Origin of the sequence: Streptomyces sp. NPDC127097 (assembly GCF_042724075.1) — a bacterium.
Taxonomy (GTDB): Bacteria; Actinomycetota; Actinomycetes; order Streptomycetales; family Streptomycetaceae; genus Streptomyces.
In genome coordinates this window covers 74756-90799 of record NZ_JBHXFI010000002.1, presented here as the reverse complement: position 1 = coordinate 90799, position 16044 = coordinate 74756, and the positions used below count along the sequence as shown (strand labels likewise).

At 70.9% G+C, this 16044-nt stretch carries 13 protein-coding genes; 7 read left to right on the top strand and 6 right to left on the bottom strand.

Annotation, left to right across the window (positions count from 1 at the left end; all coding sequences use genetic code 11):
• Positions 1 to 223: 223 nt before the first annotated feature.
• The 3 genes from ggt to ACFWJW_RS02305 all read right to left on the bottom strand — a co-directional run bounded on the left by ggt (position 224) and on the right by ACFWJW_RS02305 (position 4723).
• On the bottom strand, positions 224 to 2068 hold the full coding sequence (gene ggt / locus ACFWJW_RS02315) for a gamma-glutamyltransferase (protein WP_387233672.1): 1845 nt from the start codon (positions 2066 to 2068) through the stop codon (positions 224 to 226).
• A 222-nt stretch (positions 2069 to 2290) separates the two neighbouring features.
• A complete protein-coding gene (locus tag ACFWJW_RS02310; RefSeq protein ID WP_387233669.1) occupies positions 2291 to 3178 on the bottom strand; it encodes a DUF2268 domain-containing protein in 888 nt (295 codons plus the stop codon).
• A 54-nt stretch (positions 3179 to 3232) separates the two neighbouring features.
• Positions 3233 to 4723 (bottom strand): PLP-dependent aminotransferase family protein, encoded by a 1491-nt coding sequence (locus ACFWJW_RS02305; RefSeq protein WP_387233666.1) that lies wholly within the window; start codon positions 4721 to 4723, stop codon positions 3233 to 3235.
• 121 nt (positions 4724 to 4844) lie between these two features.
• On the opposite strand from ACFWJW_RS02305, the gene ACFWJW_RS02300 reads away from it, so the two are divergent.
• Both ACFWJW_RS02300 and ACFWJW_RS02295 read left to right on the top strand, forming a co-directional pair.
• The gene (locus ACFWJW_RS02300) at positions 4845 to 5651 is read left to right on the top strand and encodes a YitT family protein (protein WP_387233663.1); all 807 of its coding nucleotides are present in this window, start codon (positions 4845 to 4847) and stop codon (positions 5649 to 5651) included.
• A gap of 89 nt (positions 5652 to 5740) precedes the next feature.
• Complete coding sequence (locus tag ACFWJW_RS02295) at positions 5741 to 6241, top strand: peptidylprolyl isomerase (protein ID WP_387233661.1); 501 nt, start codon at positions 5741 to 5743, stop codon at positions 6239 to 6241.
• 66 nt (positions 6242 to 6307) lie between these two features.
• Here the strand turns inward: ACFWJW_RS02295 and ACFWJW_RS02290 are convergent, their stop codons facing one another.
• Both ACFWJW_RS02290 and ACFWJW_RS02285 read right to left on the bottom strand, forming a co-directional pair.
• Positions 6308 to 6736 (bottom strand): TIGR03668 family PPOX class F420-dependent oxidoreductase, encoded by a 429-nt coding sequence (locus ACFWJW_RS02290; RefSeq protein WP_387233658.1) that lies wholly within the window; start codon positions 6734 to 6736, stop codon positions 6308 to 6310.
• 40 nt (positions 6737 to 6776) lie between these two features.
• Positions 6777 to 7601 (bottom strand): LLM class F420-dependent oxidoreductase, encoded by an 825-nt coding sequence (locus tag ACFWJW_RS02285; RefSeq protein WP_387233655.1) that lies wholly within the window; start codon positions 7599 to 7601, stop codon positions 6777 to 6779.
• A 547-nt stretch (positions 7602 to 8148) separates the two neighbouring features.
• Here ACFWJW_RS02285 and ACFWJW_RS02280 point away from each other — a divergent pair.
• From ACFWJW_RS02280 to ACFWJW_RS02260, 5 genes are all read left to right on the top strand, one after another.
• Entirely contained in the window at positions 8149 to 9030 is an 882-nt protein-coding gene (locus tag ACFWJW_RS02280) for a class I SAM-dependent methyltransferase (RefSeq protein ID WP_387233652.1), read from the top strand.
• A 52-nt stretch (positions 9031 to 9082) separates the two neighbouring features.
• A complete protein-coding gene (locus tag ACFWJW_RS02275; RefSeq protein WP_387233649.1) occupies positions 9083 to 9667 on the top strand; it encodes an AAA family ATPase in 585 nt (194 codons plus the stop codon).
• Between the two features lie 200 nt (positions 9668 to 9867).
• Positions 9868 to 10815 (top strand): aldo/keto reductase, encoded by a 948-nt coding sequence (locus ACFWJW_RS02270; protein ID WP_387234351.1) that lies wholly within the window; start codon positions 9868 to 9870, stop codon positions 10813 to 10815.
• A 72-nt stretch (positions 10816 to 10887) separates the two neighbouring features.
• A complete protein-coding gene (locus tag ACFWJW_RS02265) occupies positions 10888 to 12729 on the top strand; it encodes an ABC transporter ATP-binding protein (protein WP_387233647.1) in 1842 nt (613 codons plus the stop codon).
• The gene (locus ACFWJW_RS02260; protein WP_387233644.1) at positions 12726 to 14525 is read left to right on the top strand and encodes an ABC transporter ATP-binding protein; all 1800 of its coding nucleotides are present in this window, start codon (positions 12726 to 12728) and stop codon (positions 14523 to 14525) included. Before ACFWJW_RS02265 ends, ACFWJW_RS02260 begins: the two co-directional genes overlap by 4 nt.
• 16 nt (positions 14526 to 14541) lie before the next feature.
• On the opposite strand, the gene ACFWJW_RS02255 is transcribed toward ACFWJW_RS02260, so the two are convergent.
• On the bottom strand, positions 14542 to 16038 hold the full coding sequence (locus ACFWJW_RS02255; protein ID WP_387233641.1) for a peptide MFS transporter: 1497 nt from the start codon (positions 16036 to 16038) through the stop codon (positions 14542 to 14544).
• Between the last annotated feature and the right edge of the window lie 6 nt (positions 16039 to 16044).

Below are 16044 nucleotides of genomic sequence, written 5' to 3'. Positions count from 1 at the left end.
ACCGAACCCGGCGCACCGTATAGCAGTTCCGTTCCCTACGGTGACGGCCCCGTAAAGACCGCAGTTCCCCGAGGCGACGACCCAGTAAAGACCAGTCCCCCTCCGGATCATGACCCGGAGGGGGACGGTCTTACTGGATGGCCTTACTGGATGGCCCTACTGGACGGGCATCATTCGTGGTGCATCAGTGGGCCTTCATTGGGCGGCCTGCGCAGGCCCGGCCTCAGTGGGATTCCTTCAGCACCATGGCCGATCCCCCGCCACGGCGCTTGGGCTCCGCCACCGCCGAGAGCTTGCCGTTCGGAAGGAATTCCAGGGCGGCCACCGCCCCGATCTCCGGTGACGGAGTGAATGCCTTCGGGGCGAGGACGAACTTGTGGCCCATGCCGTCCAGCTTCTTCCGTTCGGGCGAGGAGAGGAAGGCCGGTTCGGCTTCGGTCGCGGTCTGGTTCCGCTGGGAGAGGCGCGGCGCGGCGACCGCCGCCGGGAGCGGCATCCCGAGATCCAGACGGTTGACCAGGGTCTGTAGCACCGTGGTGATGATGGTGGCACCGCCCGGTGAACCCACCGCGATCATCGGCTTGCCGTCCCGCAGGACGATCGTCGGCGACATGCTGCTGCGCGGGCGCTTGCCGGGGCCCGGGAGGTTCGGGTCCGGCGTCCCCTTGGTGAGGGGGGCGAAGTCGAAGTCGGTCAGCTCGTTGTTGAGCAGGAATCCGCGTCCGGGCACCGTGATGGCCGAGCCACCGGTCTGCTCGATCGTCAGGGTGTAGGAAACGACATTGCCCCAGCGGTCCGCGGTCACCAGATGAGTGGTCGAGGGCCCTTCGTGCGGCTGCTTGCTGCCGGTCCTGTGGTCACAGCCCGAGCCGGGGTGGCGTGGGTCGGCGGGGGCGACGGGGCTGGTCAGCGCCTTGTCGGACCGGATCAGGCAGGACCGGTCCTTGGCGAAGTCCTTGCCGAGCAGCTCCTTGGCGGGCACGTCCGAGAACGCCGGGTCGCCCACCCAGCGGTTGCGGTCGGCGAAGGAGAGCCGGCTGGCTTCCAGGTAGTGGTGCAGGGCCTGGGTCTTGTCGGCCTTCGAGAGGTGGAAGTTCTCCAGGATGTTCAGTGCCTCGCCCACCGTGGTGCCGCCGGACGAGGACGGTGCCATGGAGTAGACGTCCAGGCCGTGATACGTGGTCCGGGTCGGCTCCCTGTGCAGGGGCTTGTAGTCGGCGAGATCCTTCGCGTTCATGAGGCCGGGGCGGGCCTTGTGCGAGGCGCCGGCAGCCATCGGCGGCTTCTGGACGGTCCGAGCCACATCGCGCCCGACGTCCCCGTGGTAGAGCGCGCCGACGCCTTCACGGGCGAGCTCGCGATAGGTCCGGGCGAGATCGGGGTTGCGGAAGCGCGAGCCGACCACCGGCAGCTTGCCCTTGGGCAGGAACAGGTCGGTGGTGGACTTGAAGTCGCGGAAGCGCTTCTCGTTCATCTCCGTCTGCGCGCGGAACTCGTCGTTGACCACGAAGCCGTCGCGGGCGATTCGGGTGGCCGGGCGAAGGGCCTTCGCCAAGGGGACCGTGCCCCAGCTCTTGAGCGCCTTGTCCCACGTCGCCGGCGTGCCCGGGATGCCGACCGACAGACCCGAGTTGATCACTTCATTGGTTGGCAGGGGCTTGCCGGTCGAACGGTCGAGGAAGGAGTCCGCGCGCATACGGCGCGGCGCGGTCTCCCGGCCGTCGATGGTGCGGATCTTCTTGGCCTTGGCGTCGTAGTAGACCATGTAGCCGCCGCCCCCCACGCCCGCGGAGTACGGCTCAACTACGCCCAGCGCGGCGGCAGTTGCCACCGCCGCGTCCACGGCGTTGCCTCCCTTGCGCAGCACCTCGATCCCGGCCCGGGAGGCGTACGGATTGACGCTGGACACCGCGCCGCCGCTACCGGTGGCCACGGCCTTCTTCGCTGGCGGCCGGTCCTTGGCTTCGGCGGCGGACGCGGTGCCGTTGACACCGCAGGAGGTGGCCAGCAGGGAAAGACTGAGCGCAGCCGCAGACGCAGCGGCGACAGCGGCACGACGGACAGCCATACGGCCTCCAGGTCTTCACTGTGGGGTGACGTGTGATTTCCGAAACCCTGGCACCGCTCGACCTGCGGAGCAACGCCGCGCTGCAAGGTTTGCGCGAGATCTGAGGTTTCCGTCCGGTAACCCTCTTCGGGGCCAGGACCGCCGAATGCGCATTTAAAAGGCATGGCGGGGCGCCGTGGGCAAGCCCCCGACGCCCCAACCCCCTGAATGCCGCCGGGCCCCTTACGCGCTGGTCGCTACGCCCGCGTTGGCGAGGATCTCGCGCACCGGCAGCGCGGTGCTCTCGGCGGCGGTCAGGCCGGAGGCCGCCAAGTGGGCGTCCACGATGCGCAGTCCGACCGGGTAACCGGCGAAGTCCGGGAGTCCCACGGGCGGTTGGCCCATGAGCTGTGCGGTGGCGTCGCCCAGGACATACGCGATCAGGTTCTGCATGCCGGCGACGTCGATGTCGGCGGTGATCCTTTCGTAGGCGCTGTCCAGTCCGGCGCCGGTCAGCGCCGTCGACCACGGGCCCATGGCCTGTTCGCCGGCCAGCTCCCGTACGAATGCCTCGGCCAGGCCCTCGGCGGCGACGTGCTCCCCCACCGTGACGGCCATCGGGTCCCAGGCCACGTTCGCGTAGCGCACATTGTGGTGGAGCTCGTGCGCGGCGGCGTACTCGATCTTCTTCAGGGCGGTGTCGGTGGGCCACATCGTCAGGTGGATCGCACCCGGGAACCCGCCCGCACCGAAGTAGCCGGCGCTGCGGACCGTCAGGTGATGGTCGTCGGGGTTGCCGAGCACCAGGACGACATGCACGGTTTCCGCGTGCTTGATGCCGGGCACCGCATCGCTGATCCGCTCCCACCCGGCGGTCAGGGTTTCCTCGATGCGGTGCCACACCCCCGCGTCCTGCATCTGGCGCAGGGCGGGCACATAGCGCGGGTCCTCACGGTCGAGGCGGAAGCCACTGCCCTGTTGGTGCATCTCGACCAGATCGATGTCTCCCATCGCGGACATCGCGCTCTTCAGCGGACTGAGCATTTCCCGGAAGGCGTCGGGCCGTTCCTCCAGGGGACGCTGGAGGAGGTCGAGCATGGTGGACGCCGTGTCGTGCACAACAATCTTCATGACTCGGACCGTAGGACCTCCCGTTACGGGAGGTGCAAGCCGCAACGGTCGGTCTCAGACGACCCAGTGCGGTTGTTGCCGGGTGGTGGGCGGGTGCGGGAGGCCGTCGGCGAGGGCGGTGGCCATGCGTCGTACGGCCTCGTGCAGGGTGTCCGGCGGCACGGTGTACGGGATGCGGAGGCGCTGTTCGAAGAGGCCCGGGTCGGGGGCGAAGTGGGTGCCGCTCTCGATGCGGACCCCGTAGTCCAGCGCCCGCTCGGCCAGCGCCGAGGCGACGGGTTCACCGAGGTCGACCCAGAGCGACAGGCCGCCGGGCGGCAGGTGCCAGGTCCACTGCGGGATGTGTGCGGTGAGCGCCGCGGTCAGGGCGGTGCGCCGGCGGCGCAGCTGCGCCAGGCGGGGCGGCAACAGGTCATCGGCCTGTGCCAGCAGGGTGAGGGCCAGCAGTTGGTCCAGGACCGAGCCGCCCATGTCGGTGGCGACCCGCTGGCCGGCGAGTTCGGTGACGAGCCGCGCGGGGGCGCGCAGCCAGCCGATGCGCAGACCGCCCCAGTGGGTCTTGCTCATCGAGCCGAGGGTGATGACCTGGCCGGTTCGGCCGGGCGTGGTGTGGGTGGCGAAGGGCGGCGGGGCGGGGACGTCGAGGGCGAGGCCGGCCAGGGTCTCGTCGATGACCAGCCAGGTGCCGGAGCGTTGCGCGGCGGTCAGGATGCGGGCGCGCTCGTCCCCGGGCATGAGACAGCCGGTCGGATTGTGGAAGTCCGGTATTAGGTAGGCGAGTTGAGGCACCACATGACGCAGGGTCGATTCGATGATCTCGATGTCCCAGCCGGTGTCGGTCACCGGGACCGACACGGTCCGCAGCCGGCCGCGGCGCATCGCCTCCAGGGCGTTCGGGTAGGACGGGTTCTCGACCATGACCCGGTCGCCGGGCCGGCACAGCAGCCCCAGGACGAGGGTGAGTGCGTGCTGGGCGCCGGAGGTCACCAGGATCTGTTCGGGCATGGTGGCCAGTCCCCGCCGGGTGAAGCGTTCGGCGATGGCGGCGCGCAGTTCCGGCAGGCCGTAGGGGTGGTAGCCGGGGGTGTCGACGTGCGCGGCCAGTTGCGGGGCGATCCGGGCGAGCGCTTCGGTGAGCGTCTGTTCCGGGAGTCCGGGGGCGGCCCTGGCCAGGTCGATCGCGGTGTCCTGGGGGCCGAGGAGACGGGTGATGCCGCTGGGGGCTCGGCCGTCGGGCAGGGCCGTCCAGGTGCCGGAGCCCTGGCGGCTGTGGGCGTAGCCGCTCTCGCGGAGCAGGTCGTACCCGCCGGTGATGGTGGCCCTGCTGATGTGCAGGGCCGTGGCCAGTTCCCGTTCGGCGGGGAGTTTGACGTGCAGCGCGATACGGCCGTCCAGGATGAGTCCGCTGATGGCCCGGGCCAGGTGGCGGTAGGCGGGCCGGGTCCCCGACAGGTCGGGCAGCAGCGCGGCGAGCTGCCGGCTCCCCAGGGTCCGTTGGGTGCGATCCACCCGGTCCACCGGCCGGAACGGATGTGGGTCCGCCATACCACCCTCCCCCAATTGGCCGTGTTTCCCAGACCAATCACTCTACAGACTCGCCGCATTGGCCTTGAGGCACACACGGCGCAGCGAGCGTGCGTGGAGCGCGCCCATGGAGGGGACCGGTATGGAGCAGGACCGTGCGGAACGTCATGAGCGTCACCATCGGCGCCGTGGCGAGGAGCGCAGCGAGGTTGCGGTGCCGGGTGGGCGCCCCGTCGGGTCCGCGCGGCTCCTCTCCCGTACGCGCCCGTCGCCACCCCTGCTCGGCTACGTCCCGGTCGGTGAGCGTCCGCTGCGCCGTCTTCCCCAACTGCTCATCGGCCTCGCCCTGTACGGCTTCAGTCTCTCGGTGCTGGTCAGGGCGTCGTTGGGCGTCAACCCCTGGAGCGTTCTCTATGAGGGGCTGGAGCAGCACACCTCGCTGAGCTTCGGCACGATCAGCGCCGTCCTGGGGGTGCTGGTGCTCCTGTTGTGGATCCCCCTCAAGCAGCGGCCGACGCTCGGCACCGTCGCCAACATCGTCGTGCTGGCGTACTCGTCCGACCTCGGTCTGCGGCTCCTCCCCCAGCACCTCGGGCTCCCCGCCCGCGTCGGTCTGCTCGTCGGTGGCATCGTCCTCAATGGACTGTCCGTCGCCGTCTACGTCGGCGCGCGCTTCGGCCCCGGGCCCCGGGACGGGCTGATGACCGGTGCGTCCGCGGTGACCGGGCACTCGATCCGGCTGGTCCGCACCCTGATCGAGATCGCCGTGCTGGTGGTGGGGCGGCTGCTCGGTGGGAGCGTGGGGGTGGGCACGGTGCTGTACGCGCTCGCGGTCGGCCCGGTCACCCAGTTCTTCCTGCCCTGGTTCGCCTACCGGAGCGCGGCCGGGCGCGGCGGCGAGGCGGTGCTGGCCGAGGGGCGGAATCCGGCTGGAATGATCAAGGCGTGAGAGGGCGGAGCAGGGAGACGCACCCCTCCGTGACCGGCAAACCGGGGCTGGGTGCCGGCCCGAGATCGGCGGATGTGAGGATTGTCGTCATGAGTAACAACGACGTGTACTTCGACATCACCATCAACGGCGACCCGGCCGGCCGGATCGTCTTCACGCTCTTCGACGACGTGGTCCCCAAGACCGCGAGGAACTTCCGCGAGCTCGCCACCGGCCAGCACGGCTACGGCTACGAAGGGTCCGGCTTCCACCGCGTGATCCCCGACTTCATGCTCCAGGGAGGCGACTTCACCGCCGGCAACGGAACCGGTGGCAAGAGCATCTACGGTGAGAAGTTCGCGGACGAGAACTTCCAGCTCAAGCACACCAAGCCCGGCCAGCTCTCGATGGCCAACGCCGGCCCGAACACCAACGGCTCGCAGTTCTTCATCACCACCATCGTCACCGACTGGCTCGACAACAAGCACGTCGTGTTCGGCGAGGTGACCGAGGGCATGGACCTGGTCCGGAAGATCGAGTCGCTCGGTTCGCACAGCGGCGCCACCAAGGCCGATATCGTCATCGCGAAGTCCGGCGTGATCGGCGCCTGACACCCGTGTGTGTCCGGTGGGCGGGTGCGGGCCTTCCCCCCGACCCACCGGACCGGCCCTGAGCGGTCAGGTGGCGTGCCAGCCGGACCAGCGGGCCACCTGGATCTCCACCACGGGTCCGTGCGGAGAGCGGTCGGTGTATTGCCGGTACTTGCGCGTCAGCAGGTCGACGTAGTGCGCGGACGGCGCCGCCCGCTCGGCCGGTGGCAGCACGGTGGCCGTGCCGTCGGCGCGCGCCCACCACAGGCGGTCCCAGTCCTCGTCATAGCCGTCGACGAGGAGACAGACCTCGGGGTGGGCGCGGATGTTGGCCAGCCGCTTGAGGTGGTCCGAGCGCTTCGGTTTGTGATCCACGGCGAAGACCAGGGTGTCACCGGTCAGCGCGAAGACCGCCGGAACGAGATGCGGGCGGCCGGTGTCGCCGACGGTGGCGAGGCGGGCGATCCGCGCCCGGGCGAAGCACTCCCGGGCCCGGCCGCCGGTCATCCGCGGCACTGCCGCACCCGGCCGTTCAGACGCCGCGACACCCGGCCGCTCACCGGAAGCGGGCCGCGGTGTCCGCGAACCGGTCCAGATACGTCTGGGTCTCGGGCTCCGGCAACGTCGGAAGGTAGAACAGCAGGCGCTCCACATCGAGCTGGGTGTACTGCTCGATGATCTCCGGCTCGTTCGCCACCGCATAGACGGTCACCGGTACGTTGCGGCCCGCGATGCCGCGCAGCCGGTCGATCTTCGGCCCCAGCTCCTGGGGCGGCAGGCTGTTGGCGAGCCAGGCGTCACCCAGGGCGGCCACCCGTTCGAAGGCCGCCTCGCCGCCGCCCACGTAGACCGGCGGGTGTGGCCGCTGTACCGGCTTCGGCCAGGAGTAGACCGGGTCGAAGTCGACGAATTCCCCGTGGAATTCGGCCTTGTCCCGCGTCCACAGCTCGCGCATGGCCCGCAGCCGCTCGTCCACGAGACGGCCGCGGGTGCGTGGGTCGGTGCCGTGGTTCGCCATCTCCTCCCGGTTCCAGCCGACGCCGATCCCGAAGACGGCCCGCCCGTTGGAGACGAGGTCCAGCGAGGCCACCTCCTTGGCCGTGATGAGCGGGTCCCGCTGGGCCACCAGGGCGATGCCGGTGCCCAGCAGGATCCGCGCGGTCACCGCGGCGGCCGCGCTGAGCGCGACGAACGGGTCGAGGGTGCGGTAGTAGATCTGCGGCAGCTCGCCGCCGCCCGGGTAGGGCGAGCGGCGGTCCACCGGGATGTGGGTGTGCTCGGCGATGAGCAGGGAGTCGAGCCCCCGCTCTTCGACGGCGCGCCCCAGCGCGGCGGGCGCGATGCCCTGGTCGGTGAGGAAGGTCGACACACCGAACTTCACAGCGGCTCCCTCGGATTCGGGGTGTACGGGTCTGCGGGCTGCGGGTCTGCGGTTTGCGGGATTGGGGTCTGCGGGATTGCGGGTCCGCGGGATAGCGGTTTCGTCGGTTCGTCGGTTCGTGAATCCTGCGTTCGTGGGCGGTCCGATCCGGAAGACCGGTTCCAGGGCCAGGTACCCGGATCGGCCCCGGCCCAACAATCCGTGCGGCCGACCGGGCGATCACCGGCAGACCGTACGCGGCCGGGCACTCTCTTCGGTGCCCGGGCGCGGCCTTTCCGGCCCTGTCCGGCCGGCCCGGTGGCGTTCCGGGAGGTGCCCGGCCGGCGGCCGCAGAAAACGCTCACAGGATTCCGGGCTTTTGCAAGGGTGTTCGGGAAGGGAATTCCGGACCCCGAACACGGGGGTACGTGTTCGGGGTCCGGCGCGTTGACCGGCTGCCGCCGTGGTGGTCATGCTGGGATTTCTTTGTGGCTCGATTTCCGTTTGCATTCGGGTACCGGCCGGGCCCGATGTGTCCGCGACGAAACCTCCAGGAACAGGAATGTCCATGGGAGCAAGCAGGTCCGAGCTCAAGTCCCTCAGGTCGACGAAATACACCTCTTCGGCCCGTACGGAAGGAGGCGTCGAACGGTTACGCGCGCTGGGCTACCGCAGTGGGCTGCGGGCGCTCGACCTCGCGGACCGGGTGCTGGGCCGGGACCGGAAGATGGTGCCGCCGCGGCGCTACCGCCGCTTCATCGGCAACGGTGACTTCACCAAGGTCGGCGCGTCCATCACGCACTACATGCGCGCGGAGTTGGGGTTGCTGCCCTCGCACGACGTGCTCGACGCCGGCTGCGGCGTGGGCCGGATCGCCGTTCCGCTCACCTCGTACCTGACCGAGGGCAGCTATCTGGGCTTCGATATCGTGCCGCACGCCATCGACTGGTGTCATTCGGCCATCACGTCACGCCACCCGAACTTCCGCTTCTCACACGTCGACATCAAACAGGAAATCTATAACCCGGAAGGGACTCTCACCTCTGCGGACTTCCGATTTCCGGCCGACGCCCAGGCGTTCGACATGGTCGCTCTCGTGGGGCTGATCAGCCATCTGCTGCCCGAAGAAGTAGACAACTATCTGGCCGAATCTGCGCGTGTTCTGCGACCCGGCGGCAAATGCTTTGCGACGGCGTACTTGGTGGACGATATGGTCGCTGAGCGGGTGCGGGAAGGACGTACCGCTTTCACCTTCACGCATTCCCGGGGGACGCACTTCATCCACTCGGAACAGGAACCGACCTACGCCATCGCCTACCGCCTCGACCACATCCAGGAGGCCGCCGCGCGGCACGGGCTGCGGCTGGAACGCGAGCCGCAGCTCGGCACCTGGAGCAGTTCGACGGCCCGCCCGGCGTCCATGGACCTGCTGGTCCTGGAGCGCGCCTGAGGTGGCACGGCCGGTTCCGACCAGCCCACAGCAGAAAGGCAGAGTCCGCACTATGACCGCACACGCTCCCGGACGAGTGACACCGGAGGGGCCGTGGAACGACGGCGGCGTCGTGGTGATCACCGGCATCCAGGCAGCCGGCAAGTCCACGGTGGCCCAGGCGCTGGCCGAGCGCCTGTCCCGCTCCGTCCACCTGCGCGGTGACACCTTCCGCCGCAACATCGTCCGGGGTCAGATCAATATGACGCCCGACGCGGAGAAGCACGCCGTCGCCCAGCTCAAACTGCGCTACCGGCTGACGGCGCACTGCGCCGACGAGTATGCACAGGCCGGCTTCACCGTCATCGCGCAGGACATCCTCATCGGCGAGTACCTCGCCGAGATGACCGGGTTCATCAAGACCAGGCCGCTCGCGGTCGTCGTGCTGCTCCCCGATCCGGCGGCGGTCGAGGCGCGCGAGGCATCCCGTCCCAAGACGGCGTACGGGCCCGACTGGACCGTGCGGGACCTGGACAAGCTGATGCGGGCCGACACGCCCCGGGACATCGGACTGTGGCTGGACACCTCGAAACAGACGGTGGACGAGACCGTCGACGAGATCCTCAGCCGGGCCTGGACCGAGGGCGCCGTCGCCTGACGGGTGTCCCGCGGCTCCTGGGCCGGTTCCCGCGTCCGCCGGTCGTCCGCCGGTCGTCCGCCGGTGCGGCGCGGGAACCGGCCGGGACCCTGAGCCCTGGGCCCGTCCCCGTCCCCGCTCCTGCTCCTGCTCCTGCTCCTGCTCCTGCTCCTGCTCCTGCCGAAGTTGATCCGCGTCCGCCGACGAAAGGGTTCGTCTTGCTGCACACCGTCACTCTCGGTTCCCACGGCCCCGCGGTCGGCGCCGTCGGTCTGGGCTGTATGGGCATGTCCTGGGCCTACGATCCGTCGGGACGCGACGAGGGCACCTCGGCCGGGGTCCTGAGGCAGGCCCTCGATCTGGGGGTGAACCTCATCGACACGGCCGATGTCTACGGCCCGTTCACCAACGAGGAACTGGTCGGCAAGGCGCTGGCCGGGCGGCGTGAACAGGCCGTGCTGGCCACCAAGGTCGGGTTCGTGGCCGGGGAGCAGCGGCTGCGCCGCGACGGCCGGCCCGAGCACATCCGGGCCGCGGTCGACGCCAGCCTGCGACGTCTGGGGACCGACCATCTCGACCTGTACCAGCTGCACCGCGTGGACCCCGAGGTGCCGCTGGCGGAGACCTGGGGCGCGATGGCCGAGACGGTCCGGGCCGGAAAGGTGCGGATGCTGGGGCTGTCCGATGTGACCGCGGAGCAGGTGCGCACCGCGCACGAGGTCCATCCGGTGACGGCGGTGCAGGCCGAGTTGTCCCTGTGGACCCGGGACGCCTTGGCGCAGTTGCTGCCGTTCACGGAACGGTCGGGGATCGCCTGTATCGCGTACGCGCCCCTGGGGCGCGGATTCCTCACCGGCCGGTTCCGTAGCGCCCAGGACGTGCCGGAGGGCGACTGGCGGCGTGGCAATCCGCGGTTCGAGGATGCGGCGTTCGCGGCGAATCTGCCGATGGTCGACCGGATTCGGGGGGTGGCGGAGCGCCATGGCGCGTCCGCCGCGCAGATCGCGCTGGCCTGGGTGATGACGCGCGGCCGGTATGTGGTGCCGATTCCCGGCACGAAGAACCCCGCCTTCCTCAAGGAGAACGCGCGGGCGTCCGAGGTGCGGCTGACACCGGAAGACCTGCGGGTGCTGGACGGGCTGCCCGAGCCGGTGGGAGCCCGTCAGTGACCCGCCCGGCAGTCCGCGGGTGAGGGTGCCGGCCACCGGTGCCGTGCCCGCTGTTCGTACGAAAGGATCGACGTGACGACCGATGTGCCGTCCGCAACCGGCAGCAGGGCGTCCCTGCGGAGAAGAGGGCTGCGCGTCCTGCGGGTCGCCATCAGGGAGGAACCCTGGGTGTTCGGCGGGGCCCTGGCGGCGAGCCTGCTGTACGGCGGGGCCCCGGTGGCGACGTCGTGGACGCTCGGGTGGGTGACCGAGGACGTCGTGATGCCGGCGTTCCGCGCGGGCCGCACGGGGTTCGCGGCGCTGGCCGCGGCCGGTCTGGCGATCTTCGGTGTGGCGATGCTGCGCGTCATCGGGGTCATCGGGCGGCGCGTCGGGGCGGGCATCATGCAGTTCCGACTACAGGCCACCTACCGGCGGAAGGTCGCGCACCGCTATCTGCGACTGCCGCTGGCGTGGCATCAGCGGCATCCGGCCGGGCAGTTGCTGTCCAACATCAACGCGGATGTGGAGGCGGTCTGGGCTCCGGTCATTCCGCTGCCGACCGCGGTGGGTGTGGTGGCGATGCTGCTCGCCGCGATGGCCGCGATGCTGACGGTCGATCCGTATATCGCCCTGGTCAGTGTGGGTGTCTTTCCCGCCGTGGGCCTGCTGAACGTCGTCTATCAACGGCGGCTGTCACCGCTGGCGTCCCGCGCGCAGGCGTTGCGCGCCGAGGTGAGCGAGATCGCGCACGAGAGTTTCGACGGGGCGACGGTCGTCAAGACGCTCGGCAAGGAGGACGCCGAGACCCGGCGGTTCGCGGAGGCCGCGCAGCGGTTACGGGACGCGAACATCGCCGTGGGGCGTACCCGGGGCGCGTTCGACCCGGTGCTGGACGCGCTGCCCAATCTGGGCATCCTCACGGTGCTGGCCGTGGGCAGCGCGCGGCTGGCGGCCGGTGCGCTGACCGTGGGCGACATCGTGCAGGTGGCCTATCTGTTCACCATGATCGCTTTTCCGGTGCGGGCCTTCGGGTGGTTGCTGGCCGAGCTGCCGCGCAGCGCCGTCGGCTGGCAGCGGGTGCACGACGTGCTGGACGCCCGGGAGGAACTCCCACACGGCGAGCTGAAGTTGGCCGACAGCGGGCCGATCGGGCTGGGGGTGCGCGAGGTCAGCTACGCCTACTCCGGCACCGATGTGCTGCACGGGGTGAGCCTGGAGGCGTCGCCGGGACACACCGTGGCCGTGGTCGGCCCCACCGGCTCGGGGAAGTCGACGCTGGCCACCCTGCTGGTCCGGCTCGCCGACCCGTACACCGGCGTGGTGCAGATGGACGGGGTCGACGCCCGTCATATGCGCCCCGGTGAACTGGCCTCCGCCCTGGCGTTCGTGCCGCAGCAGACCCTGCTGTTCGACGACACGGTGCGCGGCAACATCTGTCTGGGCCTCGACTTCCGTGACGAGGAGGTGTGGGAGGCGCTGGAGCTGGCCCAGGCCGCCGATGTCGTCCGGGGGCTGCCGCAGCAGCTGGACGCGCGGGTCGGGGAGCGGGGAACGACCCTGTCGGGCGGGCAGCGGCAGCGCATCGCGCTGGCCCGGGCGCTGGTGCGGCGGCCGCGGCTGCTGATCCTGGACGATGCGACCTCCAGCGTGGATCCGCAGGTGGAGGCCCGCATCCTGCGGGGTCTCCGGGAGGCCCGCCGGCCCTCGACCGTCTTCGTCGTCGCCTACCGCCGGGCCACGATCGCGCTGGCCGACGAGGTCGTCTACGTCGAGCGCGGCCGGGTGCTGGACCGGGGCCGGCACGAGGAAATGCTGGCGCGCTGCCGCGGCTACCGGGAGCTGGTCAACGCGTACGACAGCCGCGACGACGGTGACAACGGCCCGGGGGCGGTCGTCGCCGTCGCGGACACCACGGAAGGACAGAGCGCATGAAGGCCACCGTCACCCCGCAGTTGTCCGGCACCGCCGTGCTGCGGCGGGCCGTGCAGGTCTCCCCCGAACTGCGGGAGGGGCTGGGCACGGTGGCGGTACTGGCGCTGCTCGCGGCGGCCGGGCGGGTGGTGGTGCCGATCGCCGTGCAGCAGACCATCGACCAGGGGTTCCGGGCACCGGGCGGGGCGCGGCCGGGGCAGGTGCTGGTGACCGCGGCGGTGTGCGCGGTGGCGGTGCTGGCCACCGCGTGGATCACGTATGCGATGAACCACCGCCTCTACCGCACCGTCGAGCGGGGGCTGGCCACGCTGCGCACCAAGGCGTTCCGGCGGGTGCACGACCTGTCCCCGGCGTCCCTGGACGGGGAGCGCCGGGGCGGGCTGGTGGCGCGGGTCACCGGAGACGTCGACCAGTTCAGCACCTTTCTGCAATTCGCGGGGATGCTCGTGATCAGCTTCGGTCAGCTGCTGGTCGGCAGCGTGGTGATGTTCGCGTTCTCGTGGGTGCTGGCGCTGATGGTCTGGGCGGTGTTCCTGCCGTTGCTGCTGGTGCTGCCGCGGTTGCAGCGCCGGCTGTCGCACGCCTACGGGCGGGTGCGGGACCGGGCCGGGGACATGCTGGCGGTGACCGGTGAGGCCGTCGTGGGTGCCACGGTGATTCACGCCTACCACGCGCAGGAGCTGATCGGGGAGCGGATCGACACGGCGGTGGAGCGCCACCGGCGGGCACAGAGCCGGGCCCAGCGGCTGGTGGCGGTGACGCTCTCCGGCGGGGAGGTGGCGGCAGCGGCGGCCATCGGCGGGGTGGTGGTGCTGGGGGTGCTGCTGGGTGTCGGAGGCCATCTGACGGCCGGTGAGCTGGTGGCGTTCCTGTTCCTGGTGACGCTGTTCATCGGTCCGATGCAGATGACCAACGAGGTGCTCAACGAGCTACAGAACGCGCTGGCGGGCTGGCGGCGGGTGCTGTCGGTGGTGGATGCGCCGGTGGAGGTCCAGGACCCGGGTGAGCGCGGCACCGACCTGCCCGAGGGTCCGGTGTCCGTACGGTTCGACCAGGTGAGTTACGCGTACCCGGACGGGCCCCGGGTGCTGCACGAGGTGTCGGCCGAGGTGGCGCCGCGCAGCCGGGTCGCGGTCGTGGGCGAGACCGGGTCGGGGAAGTCGACGTTCGTGAAGTTGCTGGCCCGGCTGTCGGATCCGTCGTCGGGGCAGGTGCTGCTCTCCGGTACGCCGCTGACGACGGTGCGGTTCGCATCGCTGCGCCGCCGGGTGGTGATGGTGCCCCAGGACGGATTCCTCTTCGACGCCACCGTCGCCGACAACATCCGCTTCGCCCGCCGGGACGCCTCGGACGAGGAGATCGGCCGGGCGCTGGCCGATCTGGGGCTGGACGACTGGCTCGCGTCCCTGCCGGCGGGTCTGCACACCCGCGTCGGGCAGCGCGGTGATGCCCTGTCGGCCGGTGAGCGGCAGCTGGTCGCGCTCGCCCGCGCCTATCTGGCCGACCCCGATCTGCTGATCCTCGACGAGGCGACCTCGGCGGTGGACCCGTCGACGGAGGTACGGCTCCAGCAGGCACTGGAGAGCGCGACCCGCGGCCGCACCTCGGTCTCGGTGGCGCACCGGCTGTCCACGGCCCAACACGCCGACCTGGTCCTCGTCTTCGACCGTGGCCGGATCGTGCAGCAGGGCACGCACGAGGAACTGGTGGGGCGGCCGGGGGTGTACGCGGATCTGTACGCGGCGTGGGTGTCCGCGACGGGGAGCACGGGGCCGGGGCACGGCGCCCGGCGCTGACGGCGGGGCGGGACGTTCAGGACACCCCGCGCATCAGGCGGCGCAGCGAGGTGCGGGCCAGCGCGACCGCCGCGGCGCACAGCAGGGCGGCGGCGCCCAGGACGGCGAAGTACACGCCGTACGGGAGGGTGTCGCTGAGCCGCACCACGTGGGCGCTCAGTGCGCTGCCCGCGGCGACCGAGAGGAACCACAGGCTCATGATCTGCCCGGCGAAACGGTGCGGCGCGAGCCGGGTGGTCACGCTCAGGCCGGTCGGGCTGAGGCAGAGTTCGGCGAGCACCTGGACGAGGAAGGCGGCGAGCAGCCACAGGGGGGAGGCCGGCCGGCCGTCGGACGCGGCCAGGCCGGCGCCCGCCATGAGGAGCGTCGCGACGCCGAGGCCGGCCAGCCCCAGGGCGAACTTCGCCGCGGTGCTGGGCTGCCGGTGGCCCAGGCGCAGCCACAGCGCGGCGAACACACCCGCCAGCAGCATGCCGTAGAGCGGACCGGCCGACTGGAACCAGCCGGTGGGGATCTGCCATCCGAAGAGGGCCCGGTCGATGTGGCGTTGGGCGAACAGGCTGATGAGGGAGCCGCCCTGTTCGGCGATCGTCCAGAAGACCGTGGCGGCGAGGAAGATCCAGATGTACGCGCGCAGGCGGCTGCGGTCCACCGCGTCCAGTCCGGGGGCGCGGAACATCACCACGAAGTACAGGGCGGGCACCACGAGGGTCAGCGCGGACAGCGCGTACAGCACGCCCGCCAGCACCCCCGGACCCGTCGCCGCGACGACGGCGACCACGGCCGCCGTCCCCCCGAGTGCGCCTCCGGCCCAGGCGGCGGCCCGCCGCAGCTGGCGTGGGGTGGCGGGGGTGGGCGGCGGTGGGCCGGCCGGGCGGAGCTGTCGTGTGCCGCGCAGGTAGACGATGAGACCGAGGAACATGCCCACGGCCGCGGCGCCGAACCCGGCGTGCCAGTCGACGCGTTCGCCCAGCCATCCGGTCACCAGCGGCGCGGCGAAGGCCCCGATGTTGATGCCCAGGTAGAAGAGGGAGAAGCCGGCGTCCCGGCGTGCGGTGCCGTGCGCGTCCGGGGCGCCGGGCACGTCGTAGAGCCCGCCGAGCATGGTGGAGATATTGGGTTTGAGCAGACCGGTGCCGACCGCGATGAGCAGCAGGCCCAGGTAAGTGCCGGGCGCGCCGAGCGGCAGCGCGAGGGCACAGTGCCCGGCAGCGATCACCAGACCGCCGCCGAGGACCGTACGGTGTGCGCCCCACACGCGGTCGGCCAGCCAGCCGCCGGGGACGGCGAGCAGGTTGACCAGACCTCCGTAGACGCCGAAGACGCCGGCCGCGGTGGTCGGCGGCAGACCGAGGCCGCCTTGGGCGGCCGGCGCGACGAGGTAGAGCACGAGGATCGCGCGCATGCCGTAGTAGCTGAACCGCTCCCACATCTCGGTCCCCCACAGGGCCGGCAGCCCTCGTGGGTGCCGTGTACGGGACGTGGCGCGGGCCGTTGACTCCTCGACGCTCATCGCCGT